17 protein-coding genes are annotated in these 14749 nt (G+C 67.2%); 13 read left to right on the top strand and 4 right to left on the bottom strand.

What is annotated here, in order from left to right; genetic code table 11:
* Positions 1–30 precede the first annotated feature (30 nt).
* The 7 genes from fabZ (at position 31) to AVE30378_RS01545 (ending at position 4844) form a co-directional block, all read left to right on the top strand.
* Positions 31–486, top strand: a complete 456-nt coding sequence (gene fabZ / locus AVE30378_RS01575; protein WP_129239017.1) for a 3-hydroxyacyl-ACP dehydratase FabZ — start codon at positions 31–33, stop codon at positions 484–486.
* A complete protein-coding gene (gene lpxA, locus AVE30378_RS01570) occupies positions 487–1281 on the top strand; it encodes an acyl-ACP--UDP-N-acetylglucosamine O-acyltransferase (protein ID WP_129239016.1) in 795 nt (264 codons plus the stop codon).
* A complete protein-coding gene (gene lpxB / locus AVE30378_RS01565; protein WP_129239015.1) occupies positions 1278–2474 on the top strand; it encodes a lipid-A-disaccharide synthase in 1197 nt (398 codons plus the stop codon). The genes lpxA and lpxB overlap by 4 nt, the downstream gene beginning before the upstream one ends.
* A complete protein-coding gene (gene rnhB / locus AVE30378_RS01560; protein WP_129239014.1) occupies positions 2461–3069 on the top strand; it encodes a ribonuclease HII in 609 nt (202 codons plus the stop codon). The genes lpxB and rnhB overlap by 14 nt, the downstream gene beginning before the upstream one ends.
* Positions 3066–3851: a TrmH family RNA methyltransferase gene (locus tag AVE30378_RS01555; protein WP_129239013.1), complete on the top strand. Its 786-nt coding sequence runs from the start codon at positions 3066–3068 to the stop codon at positions 3849–3851. Before rnhB ends, AVE30378_RS01555 begins: the two co-directional genes overlap by 4 nt.
* The gene (locus tag AVE30378_RS01550) at positions 3848–4240 is read left to right on the top strand and encodes a hypothetical protein (RefSeq protein ID WP_244234941.1); all 393 of its coding nucleotides are present in this window, start codon (positions 3848–3850) and stop codon (positions 4238–4240) included. The genes AVE30378_RS01555 and AVE30378_RS01550 overlap by 4 nt, the downstream gene beginning before the upstream one ends.
* A 124-nt stretch (positions 4241–4364) precedes the next feature.
* Positions 4365–4844: a DUF2846 domain-containing protein gene (locus AVE30378_RS01545; RefSeq protein ID WP_129239012.1), complete on the top strand. Its 480-nt coding sequence runs from the start codon at positions 4365–4367 to the stop codon at positions 4842–4844.
* 43 nt (positions 4845–4887) lie between these two features.
* Here AVE30378_RS01545 and ppsR read toward each other — a convergent pair whose 3' ends face one another.
* A complete protein-coding gene (gene ppsR / locus AVE30378_RS01540; protein WP_129239011.1) occupies positions 4888–5715 on the bottom strand; it encodes a posphoenolpyruvate synthetase regulatory kinase/phosphorylase PpsR in 828 nt (275 codons plus the stop codon).
* Between the two features lie 181 nt (positions 5716–5896).
* On the opposite strand from ppsR, the gene ppsA reads away from it, so the two are divergent.
* Positions 5897–8263, top strand: coding sequence for a phosphoenolpyruvate synthase (gene ppsA / locus AVE30378_RS01535; protein WP_129239010.1), 2367 nt, complete (start codon positions 5897–5899; stop codon positions 8261–8263).
* A 419-nt stretch (positions 8264–8682) separates the two neighbouring features.
* Here the strand turns inward: ppsA and AVE30378_RS01530 are convergent, their stop codons facing one another.
* Positions 8683–9528 (bottom strand): bifunctional transcriptional activator/DNA repair enzyme AdaA, encoded by an 846-nt coding sequence (locus AVE30378_RS01530; RefSeq protein WP_129239009.1) that lies wholly within the window; start codon positions 9526–9528, stop codon positions 8683–8685.
* Between the two features lie 105 nt (positions 9529–9633).
* The gene (locus AVE30378_RS01525; RefSeq protein ID WP_129239008.1) at positions 9634–10371 is read right to left on the bottom strand and encodes a glutamine amidotransferase; all 738 of its coding nucleotides are present in this window, start codon (positions 10369–10371) and stop codon (positions 9634–9636) included.
* 168 nt (positions 10372–10539) lie between these two features.
* Between AVE30378_RS01525 and AVE30378_RS01520 the strand changes: the two genes are divergently transcribed.
* The 3 genes from AVE30378_RS01520 (at position 10540) to AVE30378_RS01510 (ending at position 13212) form a co-directional block, all read left to right on the top strand.
* Complete coding sequence (locus AVE30378_RS01520) at positions 10540–10974, top strand: NfeD family protein (RefSeq protein ID WP_129239007.1); 435 nt, start codon at positions 10540–10542, stop codon at positions 10972–10974.
* 97 nt (positions 10975–11071) lie between these two features.
* The gene (locus AVE30378_RS01515) at positions 11072–11998 is read left to right on the top strand and encodes an SPFH domain-containing protein (protein WP_129239006.1); all 927 of its coding nucleotides are present in this window, start codon (positions 11072–11074) and stop codon (positions 11996–11998) included.
* A 26-nt stretch (positions 11999–12024) separates the two neighbouring features.
* Entirely contained in the window at positions 12025–13212 is a 1188-nt protein-coding gene (locus AVE30378_RS01510; protein ID WP_129239005.1) for a GGDEF domain-containing protein, read from the top strand.
* A gap of 1 nt (position 13213) precedes the next feature.
* Here AVE30378_RS01510 and smpB read toward each other — a convergent pair whose 3' ends face one another.
* A complete protein-coding gene (gene smpB / locus AVE30378_RS01505) occupies positions 13214–13687 on the bottom strand; it encodes an SsrA-binding protein SmpB (RefSeq protein ID WP_129239004.1) in 474 nt (157 codons plus the stop codon).
* Positions 13688–13923: 236 nt separating this feature from the next.
* Between smpB and AVE30378_RS01500 the strand changes: the two genes are divergently transcribed.
* Both AVE30378_RS01500 and AVE30378_RS01495 read left to right on the top strand, forming a co-directional pair.
* Positions 13924–14358, top strand: a complete 435-nt coding sequence (locus AVE30378_RS01500) for a type II toxin-antitoxin system RatA family toxin (RefSeq protein ID WP_129239003.1) — start codon at positions 13924–13926, stop codon at positions 14356–14358.
* Positions 14348–14695, top strand: a complete 348-nt coding sequence (locus AVE30378_RS01495; protein ID WP_129239002.1) for an RnfH family protein — start codon at positions 14348–14350, stop codon at positions 14693–14695. The genes AVE30378_RS01500 and AVE30378_RS01495 overlap by 11 nt, the downstream gene beginning before the upstream one ends.
* The last annotated feature ends 54 nt before the right edge of the window (positions 14696–14749 follow it).

The raw sequence follows: 14749 nt of genomic DNA, 5'->3' as shown, positions 1-14749 counted from the left end.
TTATTTCACTTTGCAGGAAAGCATAGAAAAATGGAACTCGACATCAAGGGGATCATGGAGAGGTTGCCGCATCGTTACCCGATGCTGCTGATTGACCGCGTCGTCGAAATGGTGCCCGGCAAGTCCATCGTGGCCATCAAGAACGTCTCGATCAATGAACCGTTTTTCAATGGCCACTTCCCGCATCACCCGGTGATGCCTGGCGTGCTCATCGTGGAAGCCATGGCCCAGGCCGCGGCCCTGTTCTCGTTCACCGACGAGGACGGCGGACTGAAGTGCGAAGGCTCCAAGACGGCGTACTACCTGGTCGGCATCGACGGCGCGCGTTTCCGCCGCCCCGTGGTGCCGGGCGACCAGTTGCGCATCGAGGCGGAGGCCGAGCGTTTGAGTCGCAGCATCTGTAAATACAATGCGCGCGCGACGGTGGACGGCCAGGAAGTCGCCTCGGCCAAGCTGATGTGCGCGATTCGCAGTCTGGAAGAGTAAATGGCAGGGAACATTCACCCCACCGCTGTCGTCGATCCGGCGGCAAGAATCGACCCGACCGTGGTTGTCGGGCCCTATGCGACGATCGGTCCCGGCGTGACCATCGGCGCGGGCACCGAGATCGGCCCATACTGCATGGTGGACGGGGTGACGACCATCGGGCGCGACAACCGCTTCTACCGGTACTGCTCGATCGGCGGCATGCCGCAGGACAAGAAGTACAAGGGTGAACCGACCCGCCTCGAGATCGGCGACCGCAACACCGTGCGTGAATTCGTGACGCTGAACACGGGCACCGTGCAGGACGGCGGGGCCACCACGCTGGGCGACGACAACTGGATCATGGCGTACGTGCACGTGGCGCACGACTGCCACGTCGGCAGCAACACTATCCTGGCCAATTCCGTGCAACTGGGCGGCCACGTCCACGTGGGCGACTGGGCCATCGTGGGCGGCCTGACCGGGGTGCACCAGTTCGCGCGCATCGGCGCCCACAGCATGACGGGCGGCAACAGCTCGCTGATGCAGGACACGCCGCCGTTCGTGCTGGCCGCCGGCAACCCCTGCCGTCCGGTGGGCATCAACGTCGAAGGCCTGAAGCGCCGTGGATTCACCGCCGCCGAGATTTCGGCGCTGCGCGACGCCTACAAGATCATCTATCGCCGCGGGCTGCCCCTGGACGCGGCGCGGGCCGAAATGCGCGCCCGCCAGCAAGAGGAACCGGCGGTCGCCCGCCATCTGCAGACCCTGCTCGATTTCCTGGACGTCGCCAGCCGCGGCATCATCCGGCCATGAATACGCGGATCGGCATGGTGGCTGGCGAGCCTTCGGGCGACTTGCTGGCCGGTCGTATCATTGCCGGTCTGCAAGCGCGCGACGCCGGCATCCGCTGCGAAGGCATCGGCGGGCCGCAGATGCAGGCCCGCGACTTCGACGCCTGGCATCCCATGCATGCCTTGACCGTGTTCGGCTACGTCGATGCGCTCAAGCGGCTGCCCAGCTTGCTGGGCACCTATGGCGACGTGAAGCGCCGCTGGCTGGCCGAGCCGCCCGCGGTCTTCGTCGGCATCGACGCGCCGGATTTCAACCTGCGCCTGGAACACAAGCTGCGGCAGGCCGGCACGCCCACCGTGCACTTCGTCGGGCCGTCGATCTGGGCCTGGCGCTACGAACGCATCAACAAGATCCGCGAAGCCGTGTCGCACATGCTGGTGCTGTTCCCGTTCGAGGAAGAGATCTACCGCAAGGAAGGCATTCCGGTCACCTACGTGGGCCACCCGCTGGCCGGGGCGGTGCCGATGCAGCCGGACCGCGCCGCGGCGCGCGCGCGGCTGGGCATAGACCAGGACGCGCGCGTGCTGGCGATCCTGCCCGGTAGCCGTTCGTCCGAGATTCGCCTGCTGGCACCGCGCTTTCTCCAGGCCGCGCAGTTGTTGCAGAAAAAGGACCCGGCCCTCCAGTGCGTGGTGCCCATGGTCAACGACCAGCGGCGCGCCGAATTCCAGGACATCCTGGCCCGGTATCCGGTGCCGGGGCTGCGCTGCGTGACCGCGCAGGACCTGCACGGCGAGGGCGGCGACCGCCAGTCGCCGGTGGCGTGGTCCGTCATGGAAGCGGCCACGGCGGTGCTGGTGGCCAGCGGCACCGCCACGCTCGAGACGGCGCTGTACAAGCGGCCCATGGTGATCTCCTACGTGCTGTCGCCCTGGATGCGCCGCATCATGGCCTGGAAGTCCGGCCAGCAGCGTCCCTACCTGCCGTGGGTCGGCCTGCCGAACGTGCTGCTGCGCGATTTCGCCGTGCCCGAACTGCTGCAGGACGACGCCACGCCCGAAAAACTGGCCGAGGCGACCTGGGCCGCGCTGACCGACGAGGCGCTGACGGCGCGGGTCGAGGCCCGCTTCACCGCCTTGCACCAGGAACTGTTGCGCGATACGCCGGCGCTGGCCGCGCAGGCGATCCTGGAGGTGGCCGGTGGAGCAGCCTGACCTGTTCACCGCGCCCGAGCAGCCCGCCATGGTGACGGCCGGCGTCGACGAGGCCGGCCGCGGCCCGCTTGCCGGCGCGGTCTACGCGGCGGCCGTCATCCTGGATCCCGCCCGCCCCATCGACGGGCTGGCGGACTCCAAGGTGCTGAAGGCGGCCACGCGCGAAGCCCTGGCGCTGGAGATCCAGGAGCGCTCGCTGGCCTGGTTCGTCGCCAGCGCCAGCGTCGCCGAGATCGACAGCCTGAACATCCTGCGCGCCACGATGCTGGCCATGCAGAGGGCGGTGCAGGGCCTGTCCGTCCTGCCGCAACTGGCGCTCGTGGACGGCAACCAGGCGCCCAAGCTCGGCTGCACCGTGCAAACGGTCATCAAGGGCGATGCGCTGGTGCCCGCCATTTCCGCGGCCTCCATCCTGGCCAAGACCGCCCGCGACGCCGATCTGCTGCGGCTGCATGGCCTGTACCCCCAATACGCGTTCGACCAGCACAAGGGCTACGGCACGGCGCTGCATCTGCAAATGCTGCGCGAACACGGCCCTTGCGCCGAGCACCGCCGCAGCTTCGCGCCCATCAAGGCTTTCAGCCTGACGCCATGAAACACATCAGTTCCCGCGACAACCCCGCGGTCAAGGCGCTGGCCAGGCTGGCCGGCACGGCGGGCAAGCGCGGCGCGCCGGTGCTGCTGGACGGCGTGCACCTGTGCCAGGCCTGGCTGCAGCAGTATGGCGCGCCCGATCAGGCGGTATTCGACGTGGAGCGCCTGTCGCAGCCCGATATCGCCGCGCTGGCCGCCGCCGTGCCCGACAGGGACTGCCTGGCGCTGGACGCGCGGCTGATGCATTCCCTGGCCAGCGTGGAAAGCGGGCAGGGCGTGGCTTTCCTGGTCACGCCGCCGGCGGCGGACCTGCCCGGCGCGGTGGACGAGAACTGCGTCCTGTTCGACCGCATCCAGGACCCGGGCAATGTCGGCACCCTGTTGCGCACCTGCGCGGCCGCCGGCGTGAAGCGGGTCTTCCTCGCGACCGGCACGGCCGCGGCCTGGTCGCCCAAGGTGCTGCGCAGCGGGCAGGGCGCCCATTTCGCGCTGGCGATCCATGAACACGTCGATCTCGCAGCCCTGTTGCCGCGCTTGCGGGTGCCCCTGGTGGCGACCGCCCTCGACGGCGCGCAGGACCTGTACGAAGGACGCTTGCCGCCACGCTGCGCCTGGGTCTTCGGGCACGAGGGCCAGGGCGTGGCGCCCGACCTGCTGGCGGCGGCGGGGTTGAAACTGCGGATTCCGCACAATGCCGGCGCGGTCGAGTCCCTGAACGTGGGCGCGGCCGCCGCGATCTGCCTGTTCGAGCAGCGGCGCCAGGCGAGGGCGGGCGCGGCGTGAGGCCGGCGCTGACCCTGGCCGCGATGGCCTGCGTTGCCGCGGCGCTGGGCGCCTGCGCGTCCGATTCGCCGGTCCGGGCCATGTACGTGCCGGTGGTGGCGGGCGACGCCGCGGGCATTTCGCAGTTGTCCCGCGACGTGGCGGTGGCGTTCTCGGACGGAGCGGCCTACACGCTGCCGGAGGGCTCGCGGTGGCGCCGGATCGGCGCCCTGGTGCAGGGCGACGTCTACCGCCCCTTGGACGAGCCGCTGAGGCTGGGCAAGGGAGGGGGCGCCGAGGCCTATCTGGTCGCGTCCTCGGGCAGGCTGCTGGGCTTCTATCTGCCCGCAGGCAGCCTGTTCCAGCCGCTGCCCAAGCCCGTCCCGCTGCCGTTTTCGCAGCGGCGGTGACCGCGGCCCCGGTGTCCGGCCGATACGGTCCGGTTTAGCCGTTTTTCTACGGATTGAAGGGCCCGTTCCCTGCTTATACTGCCTCGTTTGCGCAAGGCGCGCGCAGTTTGAACGAGGACGAGGCATGAAAAACTGGATCAAATCGGGGATGGCCGCGCTGGGCGTGGCGGTGTTGCTGTCCGGCTGCGGCGGCCCCCGGTACAAGGACGTCGCGAACTCCGTCCCGGTCATGGCGCCGGACGCGGGACGCATCTACTTCTACCAGCCGCCGGCACCTGCTGGCGTGGTGTCCAATCAGCCCTATCTGCGTGTAAACGGCGTGAAGGTCGGCCGGTCCAAGCCGGGCAGTTTTTTCTATGTGAACCGTCCGGCGGGCAATTATGAAGTCGATACCCTGCGCGATGGCGAAGCGCTGTCGTTCACGCTGGCTCCGGGCCAGACGCGGTATGTGCGCGTGAGCATCGAGGGTGTGAGCGGCAATTCGTCCAGCGTGGGCCGGCAGGAAATGCGGCTCGAGGAGTCCGAGGCGGCCGCGAGGCAGGAAATGGAGCCGCTCAGGTACTGGGGGGCGGGATCTCGCGAACGCGTGAAGCTGAGCCCCTGAAACAGAGCCGCAAGGGCGCGCCGTCGGCGCGCCCTTGCGGCTTTCAGCCCCGGTCCAGCCCGACTTCCTGCAGCACCGTGGTCGCGATCTCTTCGATGGATTTGGTGGTGCTGGACAGCCAGGAAATGCCCTCGCGGCGCATCATGCGCTCGGCCTCGGCCACTTCGTAGCGGCATTGCTCCAGCTTGGCGTAGCGGCTGTTGGGCCGGCGTTCATTGCGGACCTCGGCCAGGCGCTCGGGCTGGATCGACAGGCCGAAGAGCTTGCCGCGGTGCGGAGCGATGGTCGAGGGCAGAGTGCCGCGCTCGAAATCGTCGGGCGTGAGGGGGAAATTGGCCGCCTTGATGGCGTATTGCATGGCCAGGTACAGGCTGGTGGGGGTTTTGCCGCAGCGGGAGACGCCCACCAGGATCACGTCCGCCTGGTCGAGCTGGTTCACGAACTGGCCGTCGTCGTGCGCCAGGCTGAAATTGATCGCGTCGATCCGGTTGCGGTACTTTTCCGAATTGGCCTGCATGTGCGAGCGGCCGATGGAATGGCTGGACTTCAGCCCCAGCGCCTGCTCGATGTGGCTCACGAAGGTGCCGAAGAGGTCCAGGAATATGCCGTTCGCCTGTCGAACACGGGCCAGCATGTCGGGATTGACCAGGGTGCTGAAAACGATGGGAGGAACGCCCGCTTCCTGGGCGCTGCGGTCGATCCGCATGGCGACTTCCGCGGCTTTCTCCAGGGTGTCGACGAAGGGCAGCCGCACCGGCTTGAAATCGACTCCCTCGAACTGCGAAAGCACTGACTGGCTGAAGGTTTCTGCGGTGATGCCGGTACTGTCGGAAACGATGTATACCGTGCGTGCGATCGGGGTAGATGTCATGTGTAAAAAATTCCAACCAGGCGGATGGCCGGACGTACTCCACCGAGTACAATCAGGCCCCTATAAGTCACCCCAAGGGCGGTCCAAGGCCAGTTTGGTCAGCGCGTAGGGGCAGGGTGAAAACCCGGCTTTCTATGCATTGACCAAACTCGCTTTCATTCCATTGTAAAAGGTGACTTCAATGTCGTATGTTGTTTTGTTCGAGCAGCTCCGCATGACGGACGTGGACTCGGTAGGAGGCAAGAACGCATCACTAGGCGAAATGATCAGCCAACTGTCTGGCGCGGGTGTCCGCGTGCCGGGCGGCTTCGCCACGACCGCGGATGCCTTCCGCGACTTCCTGCAGGCCTCGGGCCTGGACAAGCGCATCGCTGAGCGCTTGAGCACGCTGAACCCCGAAGACGTCCGCGAGCTGGCCAATGCCGGCGCGCAGATCCGCCAATGGATCGTCGAAGCGCCGTTCTCGGCCGAATTCGAAAAGCAGATCCGCGACGCCTTCGCCAAGCTCGACGCCGACGGCAAGGGCTCGTTCGCCGTGCGTTCGTCCGCCACGGCCGAAGACCTGCCCGACGCCTCGTTCGCCGGCCAGCAGGAAACCTTCCTGAACGTCGTCGGCATCGACGACGTGCTCGACAAGATCCGCCACGTGTTCGCGTCGCTGTACAACGACCGCGCCATTTCCTACCGCGTGCACAAGGGCTACGCCCACGCCGACGTCGCCTTGTCGGCCGGCATCCAGCGCATGGTGCGTTCCGACAAGGGCAGCGCCGGCGTCATGTTCACCATCGACACCGAATCGGGCTTCCAGGACGTGGTGTTCATCACCTCGTCCTACGGCCTGGGCGAAACCGTGGTGCAGGGCGCGGTGAACCCCGACGAGTTCTACGTCTTCAAGCCGACGCTGGCCCAGGGCCATTTCCCGATCGTGGGCCGCCGCATCGGTTCCAAGCTGATCAAGATGGAATTCGACCCCGAGCGTCCCGAAGGCCGCGCCGTGCGCACGGTGGACGTGCCCGTGTCCGAGCGCAACCGCTACTCGCTGACCGACGACGAGGTCAATGAACTGGCCCGCTACGCCGTCATCATCGAAAAGCACTACCAGCGCCCGATGGACATCGAATGGGGCCGCGACGGCGTGGACGGCAAGATCTACATCCTGCAGGCGCGTCCGGAAACGGTGAAGTCGCAGCAGGGCGCCTCCGACGTCCAGCAGCGCTACCGCCTGAAGGCCACCGGCCAGGTCCTGATCACCGGCCGCGCGATCGGCCAGAAGATCGGCTCGGGCCCGGTGCGCGTGGTCGGCGACATTTCCGACATGGACAAGGTCCAGCCGGGCGACGTGCTGGTCACCGACATGACGGACCCCAACTGGGAGCCCGTGATGAAGCGCGCTTCCGCGATCGTGACGAACCGCGGCGGCCGCACCTGCCACGCGGCCATCATCGCGCGCGAGCTGGGTATTCCGGCGGTGGTGGGCTGCGGCAACGCGACCGACGTGCTGAAGGAAGGCCAGGCCGTGACCGTGTCCTGCGCCGAAGGCGACGAAGGCCGCATCTATGACGGCCTGATCGAGACCGAAGTCGAGGAAGTGCGCCGCGGCGAAATGCCCGCCATCGATCTGAAGATCATGATGAACGTGGGCAATCCGCAACTGGCGTTCGACTTCGCCCAGATCCCCAACGGCGGCGTCGGACTGGCGCGCCTGGAATTCATCATCAACAACAACATCGGCATCCACCCGAAGGCGGTGCTGGACTACCCGAACGTCGACGGCGAACTGAAGAAGGCCGTGGAATCGGCGGCCCGCGGGCACGCCAGCCCGCGCGCGTTCTTCGTCGAGAAGATGGCCGAAGGCGTGGCCACCATCGCCGCCGCCTTCTATCCGAAGCCCGTCATCGTGCGCATGTCGGACTTCAAGTCCAACGAGTACCGCAAGCTGGTCGGCGGTTCGCGCTACGAGCCCGAGGAAGAGAACCCCATGCTGGGCTTCCGCGGCGCGTCGCGCTACATCGCCGAGGACTTCGCCGAGTGCTTCCGCATGGAATGCGAAGCGCTGAAGAAGGTGCGCGATGAAATGGGCCTGACCAACGTCGAGATCATGGTGCCTTTCGTGCGCACCCTGGGACAGGCGGAGAAGGTGGTGAACCTGCTGGCCAAGCACGGCCTGGCCCGCGGCGAAAACGGCCTGAAGCTCATCATGATGTGCGAAGTGCCGTCCAACGCCATCCTGGCCGACGAGTTCCTGCAGTACTTCGACGGCTTCTCGATCGGTTCGAACGACATGACCCAACTGACGCTGGGCCTGGACCGCGATTCCGGCATGGAACTGCTGGCGGCCGATTTCGACGAACGCGACGAGGCCGTGAAGTTCATGCTGCGCCGCGCGATCAAGGCTTGCCTGGCCGCCAACAAGTACGTGGGCATCTGCGGCCAGGGCCCCAGCGACCACCCCGACTTCGCGCAGTGGCTGAAGGACGAGGGCATCCTGTCGATGTCGCTCAACCCGGACACCGTTGTCGATACGTGGCAGCGTTTGGCCAAGAACTGATCGGGTTTCCGATTTGAAAACCCCGCGTCCGGGAGGGCGCGGGGTTTTTTTTGCTCAATGAGCTTTTTTTGCGGGGGTGTCTGACACCCGGGGAGGCCTTGCTTGATCGGACTAGCGTCTCGTATGGGTGTCAGATACTGGCCGCGGGTGTCAGATACTGGCCGCGTGAACTAGGTGTCTGACACCCGGGGAGGTCCTGCTTGGGCGGACGAGCATCGCGTACGGGTGTCAGACACTGGCCGCGTGAACTAGGTGCGTACGGGTGTCAGACACTGGCCGCGTGAACTAGGTGCGTATGGGTGTCAGACACTGAGTGTCCCTCCCGCGCGTGAACCAGGTGTCTGACACCCGTACGAGACGCCGTCTCGGCTGAGGCAGGTCTTGCCGGGTGTCAGACACCCCCACGCAAACACCCCCCCCTACGCCGCCAACGCCTCCCGCGCAATCAATTCCCGCTTGCGGTCTATTCCCCACCGGTAGCCGGCCAGCGAGCCGTCGGTGCGCACCACGCGGTGGCAGGGGATGGCCAGGGCGATGTTGTTGGTGGCGCAGGCGCGGGCCACGGCGCGCACGGCCTGGGGCGAGCCGATGCGTTCGGCGATGTCGGTGTAGGTGGCCGTCGCGCCCACGGGAATCTCGCGCAGCGCTTCCCAGACCCGGCGCTGGAAGGCCGTGCCGCGCACGTCCAGGGGCAGGTCCAGGCCGCGCTTGGGGTCTTCGACGAAGCCCACGACGGCCGCCACCCAGCTTTCGAACTGCGCGTCGGCGCCGATCAGGCGCGCGGCCTTGAAGCGGTCCTGCAGGTCGCGGACGAGCTGCTCCGGGTCTTCGTGCAAGGCGATCTCGCAGATGCCCGTGCTGCTGGCGGCCACCAGCAGGGCGCCCAGGGAGCATTGGGCGACGGCGAAGCGGATGTCCACGCCCGCGCCGTTCTTGCGGAAGGCGGTGGGCGTCATGCCCAGGATGGCGGGCGCGGCTTCGTAGAAGCGGCCGCTGGAATTGAAGCCGGCGTCGTACATGGCGTCGGTGACGCTGGCGCTCTGCCCGAGGCGCTGCCGCGCGCGGTTGGCGCGCAGGGCGGTGGCATAGGCCTTGGGGGTGATGCCCGTGGCCGCCTTGAATACGCGGTGGAAGTGGAAGCGGCTCATGCCCGCCTGTTCGGCCAGTGTGGCGAGGTCGGGCGGCTGCTCGGACTCCAGTGCGCGGCAGGCGCGCTCGACGGCGGCGGCGTGCTGTTTGCTCAAAGAGGCGGCGGCGTGGCTCATAAGGGACTCCTGGCGGTTGCGCGGACTTGCGCGCTTGACCGTATCGTCTCAAGGCCCGCCGTCGGCCGCACTCCGGTTGTTGCGCGGGCCGGGCTGGAAGCGGCGCTAGGCGGAAGCGTAGGCATCCAGGAAGCGGCGCAGCAGGCCGCCCGCCACGGGGGTGGCGCGCACATTGGCGGACAGGCCCGGCACGTCCAGGTTCTCGGCGGCGTAGCGGCGGCCGAAACGCTCGAGGTGGGCGCGGATGAAATCGGGACCGAATTCAGGGTGGAACTGGGTGGAGAACACGTTGCGGCCGACGCGGATCATCTGGTGCTCGTCCAGGTCCGACCGCGCCAGCACGGCCGAGCCCGGCGGCGGTTGCAGCACGGTCTGCGCGTGCAGCATCTGGGCCGGGAAGGTGGGCGGGAGGCCGGCCAGCAGCCTGTCGCCGGCGGCGGGGGGCAGCAATTCCACCGTTTGCGTGCCGACCTCGCGGCCGGCCGGGTTGTAGCCCACCTTGCCGCCCAGCGCATGCGCCAGCAACTGGTGGCCGTAGCAGACGCCGAACATGGGCAGTTCCGCCGCGGCGGCTTCGCGCAGCCAGGCGGCGGTGTCCTCGCTCCAGGGCTCTTTGTCGGTCACCATGGCGGGCGACCCCGTGATCAGCGCGGCGCGATAGCTGGCCGGAGAGCGCGGCCGACGGCCTTCGTGCACGGCCACGATTTCCATGGCGTCGGGCGTCAGGCCGGCGGCCTGGGCGAGTTGGTCGGCATAGCCGCCGAACAGGCTTTTGAGCGTGTCGTCCGGGTCGCCGGTATGCAGGATCAGGACGGGAAGGGCGGAAGGAATTGCAGCGGTCATTGGGGGCTTTGCGTAAGAGGGGCGGGCGCCGGGTCCTGATGGATCTCCACCGCCAGCGCACATCATAATCCAGCGCTATTGTCCTTGAGGCACGCCGCCCTTACCGTTCCGTCCCGGAAATACGTACAATCCGGCACAGGAACTCATCCTTACGGGCGAACAAAGACTATGTGGATATGGCTGGGACTGGCCGCGCTGGCCTTGATCGGCGAATTGGCGACGGGTACGTTCTATTTGCTGCTGGTGGCCCTGGGACTGGCGGCGGGGGGCGTGGCCGCATGGTTCGGCGCCGGCCTCGAATGGGAACTGGTGGCCTGCGGCGTGGTGCTGCTGCTGGGCCTGCTGGTGCTGCGCAAGACCCGCGTCCTGAAGAAGCGCGAGGTCGATTCGGCCAGCAACGCCGACGTCAACCTGGACATCGGCCAGACGGTCTCGGTAGAGGCCTGGTCCGACAGCGGCACCGCGCGCGTCTGGTACAGGGGCGCGCACTGGCAAGCCGAACTGGCCCAGGGGCAGGCGCCGCTGGCCGGCGAACAGACGATTACCGAAATGCGCGGTTCGATCCTGGTGCTGACTCCCAAGGGCACGCCCGGCTCGGCATGAGCAGAACCGGCCCGCCGCGGGCGCGGCCGGCAGCAGCCGCCCTTGCCGTCCTGGCGGGCGCTGCGAACGTACTTACCAGAAGGAGAGGCTCCGAATCATGATCGACACTTCCACCATCGTCCTGCTCGTCATCGTCGCGCTGGCGATACTGATCGTCATCAAGGCGATCGCCATCGTGCCCCAGCAGCACGCCTGGGTGGTCGAGCGCCTGGGCAAGTTCGACCGGGTCCTCTCGCCGGGCGCGGGCTTCGTGATTCCGTTCATCGAGCGCGTTTCGTACAAGCATTCGCTGAAAGAAATCCCGCTGGACGTGCCCAGCCAGGTCTGCATCACGCGCGACAACACGCAACTGCAGGTGGACGGCGTCCTGTACTTCCAGGTGACGGACCCCATGCGCGCCTCCTACGGTTCGTCCAACTACATCTCCGCCATCACGCAGCTCGCCCAGACGACGCTGCGTTCCGTCATCGGCAAGATGGAACTGGACCGCACCTTCGAAGAGCGCGACTCCATCAACAGCAACATCGTCTCGTCCCTGGACGAGGCCGCGCTGAACTGGGGCGTGAAGGTCCTGCGCTACGAGATCAAGGACTTGACGCCGCCCAATGAAATCCTGCGTTCGATGCAGGCGCAGATCACCGCCGAACGGGAAAAGCGGGCCTTGATCGCGGCATCCGAAGGCCGCCGCCAGGAACAGATCAATATCGCCACGGGCGAACGCGAAGCCGCGATCGCCCGTTCGGAAGGCGAGAAGCAGGCGCAGATCAACCAGGCCCAGGGCGAGGCCGCGGCGGTGCTGGCGATCGCCGAGGCCACCGCCAAGGCCATCACGCAGGTCGCCGACGCGGTGCGCCAGCCGGGCGGCATGGAAGCCGTGAACCTCAAGGTGGCCGAGCGCTACGTCGAGGCGTTCGGCAACGTGGCCAAGGAAGGCAATACGCTGATCCTGCCGGCGAACCTGTCTGACGTGGGCGGCATGATCGCCTCCGCCATGACCATCGTGAAGTCCACCCGGAATAGCTGACAACCGCGCCGGCCGGCGCACCGACGATGATCGCTCCCGTTAACTTGCTTTTGGTAGCAGCGCTGGCGGGAGTGCTTGCGCTGTGCGTGCTCGGGTCCCTGGCCCGCAGCGGCATGGCCGGCATCAAAGAGGCGATACGCGCCAATCTGCTGACGCTGGTGGCGTTCGGCGCCTTTGCCTTCCAGGCCTCCGACGCGCCCTTGTTCCTGTCGGTGATCCTGGCCAATACGGCCGTCGCCCTGGCGCTGTGCGCGTACTATGCGGGCCTGTGCAGGCTGGTCGGCCGGCCCGTCCCGAAGCATCTGATGGCGCTGGCCTCCGGCGCGACGCTGCTGGTGCTGGCGGCCTACACCTACATCGATCCGCGGGTGGGAGCCCGCATGGTGGCGATGTCGGTGCTGATGGCCGGCTTCATGCTGGCCGTCGCCGTGACCGTGGGCCATGGCATGCCGATGAACCGTTCGCGCTACAGCTACCATTTCGTCCGCGTGGTGGCGCTCGTGTCCGCCGCGGTGTGCGCCGGGCGGGCCGTGGTCTATCTGCTGGACATCGCGCAGCCGCAGGCGCTGCTGCTGCCCACTGCCTGGAACATCGCGTTCATGACGCTGGGCGTGCTGACCATGCCCTGTCTGACCCTGGGCACCATCATGATCATCCACGACCGGATGCTGGCGGACCGCGAACACGAGGCGAACACCGATTTCCTGACCGGCCTGATGTCGCGCAAGGCGTGGTGGCTGCAGGCCGAGCGCTATTGCGCGCAGGCGCTGCGCACGCGCAGGCCGCTGGCGATGCTGCTGCTGGACATCGACCACTTCAAGCGCCTCAACGATACTCACGGCCATGCGGCGGGCGACGCCGTGCTGCGGCATTTCGGCCTGCTGGCCACCGCCACGCTGCGCACGGGCGACCACGTGGGCCGCGTGGGCGGGGAGGAATTCGCCGTGCTGTTTCCCGATATGCGCAGCGATGCGGTATTGGAGGTGGCGGGACGCCTGCTGGATTCGGTGCGGCGCACGCCGTGCGCGCACGGCGGCAGCACCGTTTCCTACACGTTCAGCGCGGGAGTGGCGGACTGGATACCCGGCGAGAGCCTGCAGGCGTTCTTCGAGCGGGCCGACCGCAAGCTCTATGCGGCGAAGGAGGCGGGGCGCAACCGCATCGTGGGGCCAGGCGCCGACCTGGAGCGCCAGCCGCTGCCCGCGGCGGCGTGAATCAGTCTTCCTTGCTCCGGCGCGGGGCGCGGGTGTCGTGCTTCATCATGCGCTCTTTCTCGCGCTGCCAGTCCTTTTCGCGCGCGGTATCGCGCTTGTCGAACAGCTTCTTGCCGCGGCCCAGCGCGAAGTCCAGCTTGATGCGCCCGTTCTTGTAGTGCAGGTTGAGCGGGACCAGCGTATAGCCGCGCTGCTCGACCTTGCCGATGAGCTTGCTGATTTCCTCGGCCTTGAGCAGCAGCTTGCGCGTGCGCATGGCGTCGGGGTGGATGTGCGTGGATGCCGTGGGCAGCGGGCTGACGTGCATGCCCAGCAGGTAGAGTTCGCCGTCGCGCACGATGACGTAGCTTTCCTTGAGTTGCACGCGGCCGTCGCGGATCGCCTTGACTTCCCAGCCTTGCAGCACCAGGCCGGCCTCGTAGCGGTCTTCGATGAAATAGTCGTGCGTGGCCTTGCGGTTGTCGATAATGCTCATAAAGCCTGTTCTGTACGTGTCGTCGGAGCCTGCCAGCGGTTGATTTTCGGACGGGCTTCTGAGTAAATGCCGCGTGGCCGCCAGCATGGACCCACACATGGGGCCGCGCGGATCCGGCCTTGCCAGTCCGCCAGCGGCGCCCCCTTGAGGGGGAAGCGCGCAGCGCTTCGGGGGTGGGGCATGCCCGCCTGTGCCTATTGGTAAAATCCTGCCATTCTAGCCATTTGCGATAGCCGATGCACAAAGTACAACGATCCGTCCTGGTGCCCTATAGCGCCGCCCAGATGTTCGACCTGGTCGCCGACGTGGAGAAGTACCCCGAGTTCATGCCATGGTGCGGCGGCGCCGAGGTGCAGAGCCGGAACGAGCACGGCATGCAGGCTTCGATTCTGATCAGTTTCGCGGGGATGAAGCAGCGCTTCACCACGCGCAACACCCATGCCTATCCCGACCGGATCGACCTGGAACTGGTGGACGGCCCGTTCTCCAGCCTGGTCGGGCACTGGGAATTCCAGGCGCTGGCCGAGGACGCCTGCAAGGTGCTGTTCACCATGGAATACGCGTTCTCCAACCGGGCGCTCGAGATGGTGGTCGGTCCGGTGTTCAACCGCATCGCCACCAGCTTCATCGACTCTTTCACCAAGCGCGCGCAGGCCAAGTATGGCGAATGAGCCGTCTCCGGCGGGGCAAGTGCGCGTCAGCGTGTGCTACGCCTTGCCGGGCCACGTCTGGATGCGGGAACTGAGCCTGCCCGAGGGCGCCACCGTGGCGGACGCGCTGGCCGCCAGCGGCTTCGCCGACGCCTTTCCGGTCGTGCAGCCCTGGGAGCGCGGCGTGGGCATTTTCGGGCGCGCCGCCGAGCCGCAGGCGCGGCTGGCCGACGGGGACCGCGTGGAAATCTACCGCGGCCTGAGTTTCGACCCCAAGGAATCGCGCCGCCGCCGCGCGGAGCACCGCCGCGCCAGGACGGCCAGGAACGGGCGCGTCCGTCCGGCCGGCCTGCTGTAGGTCCGCCCCGGGAAGACCCGGGGACACATTGTCGCGAGTAGGACAAATCACGCC

Origin of the sequence: Achromobacter veterisilvae, from assembly GCF_900496975.1 — a bacterium.
In the GTDB taxonomy this organism is placed as follows: domain Bacteria; phylum Pseudomonadota; class Gammaproteobacteria; order Burkholderiales; family Burkholderiaceae_B; genus Achromobacter; species Achromobacter veterisilvae.
Note: the sequence above shows the minus strand (reverse complement) of the source record. Positions and strands in the feature narration are given on the sequence as shown.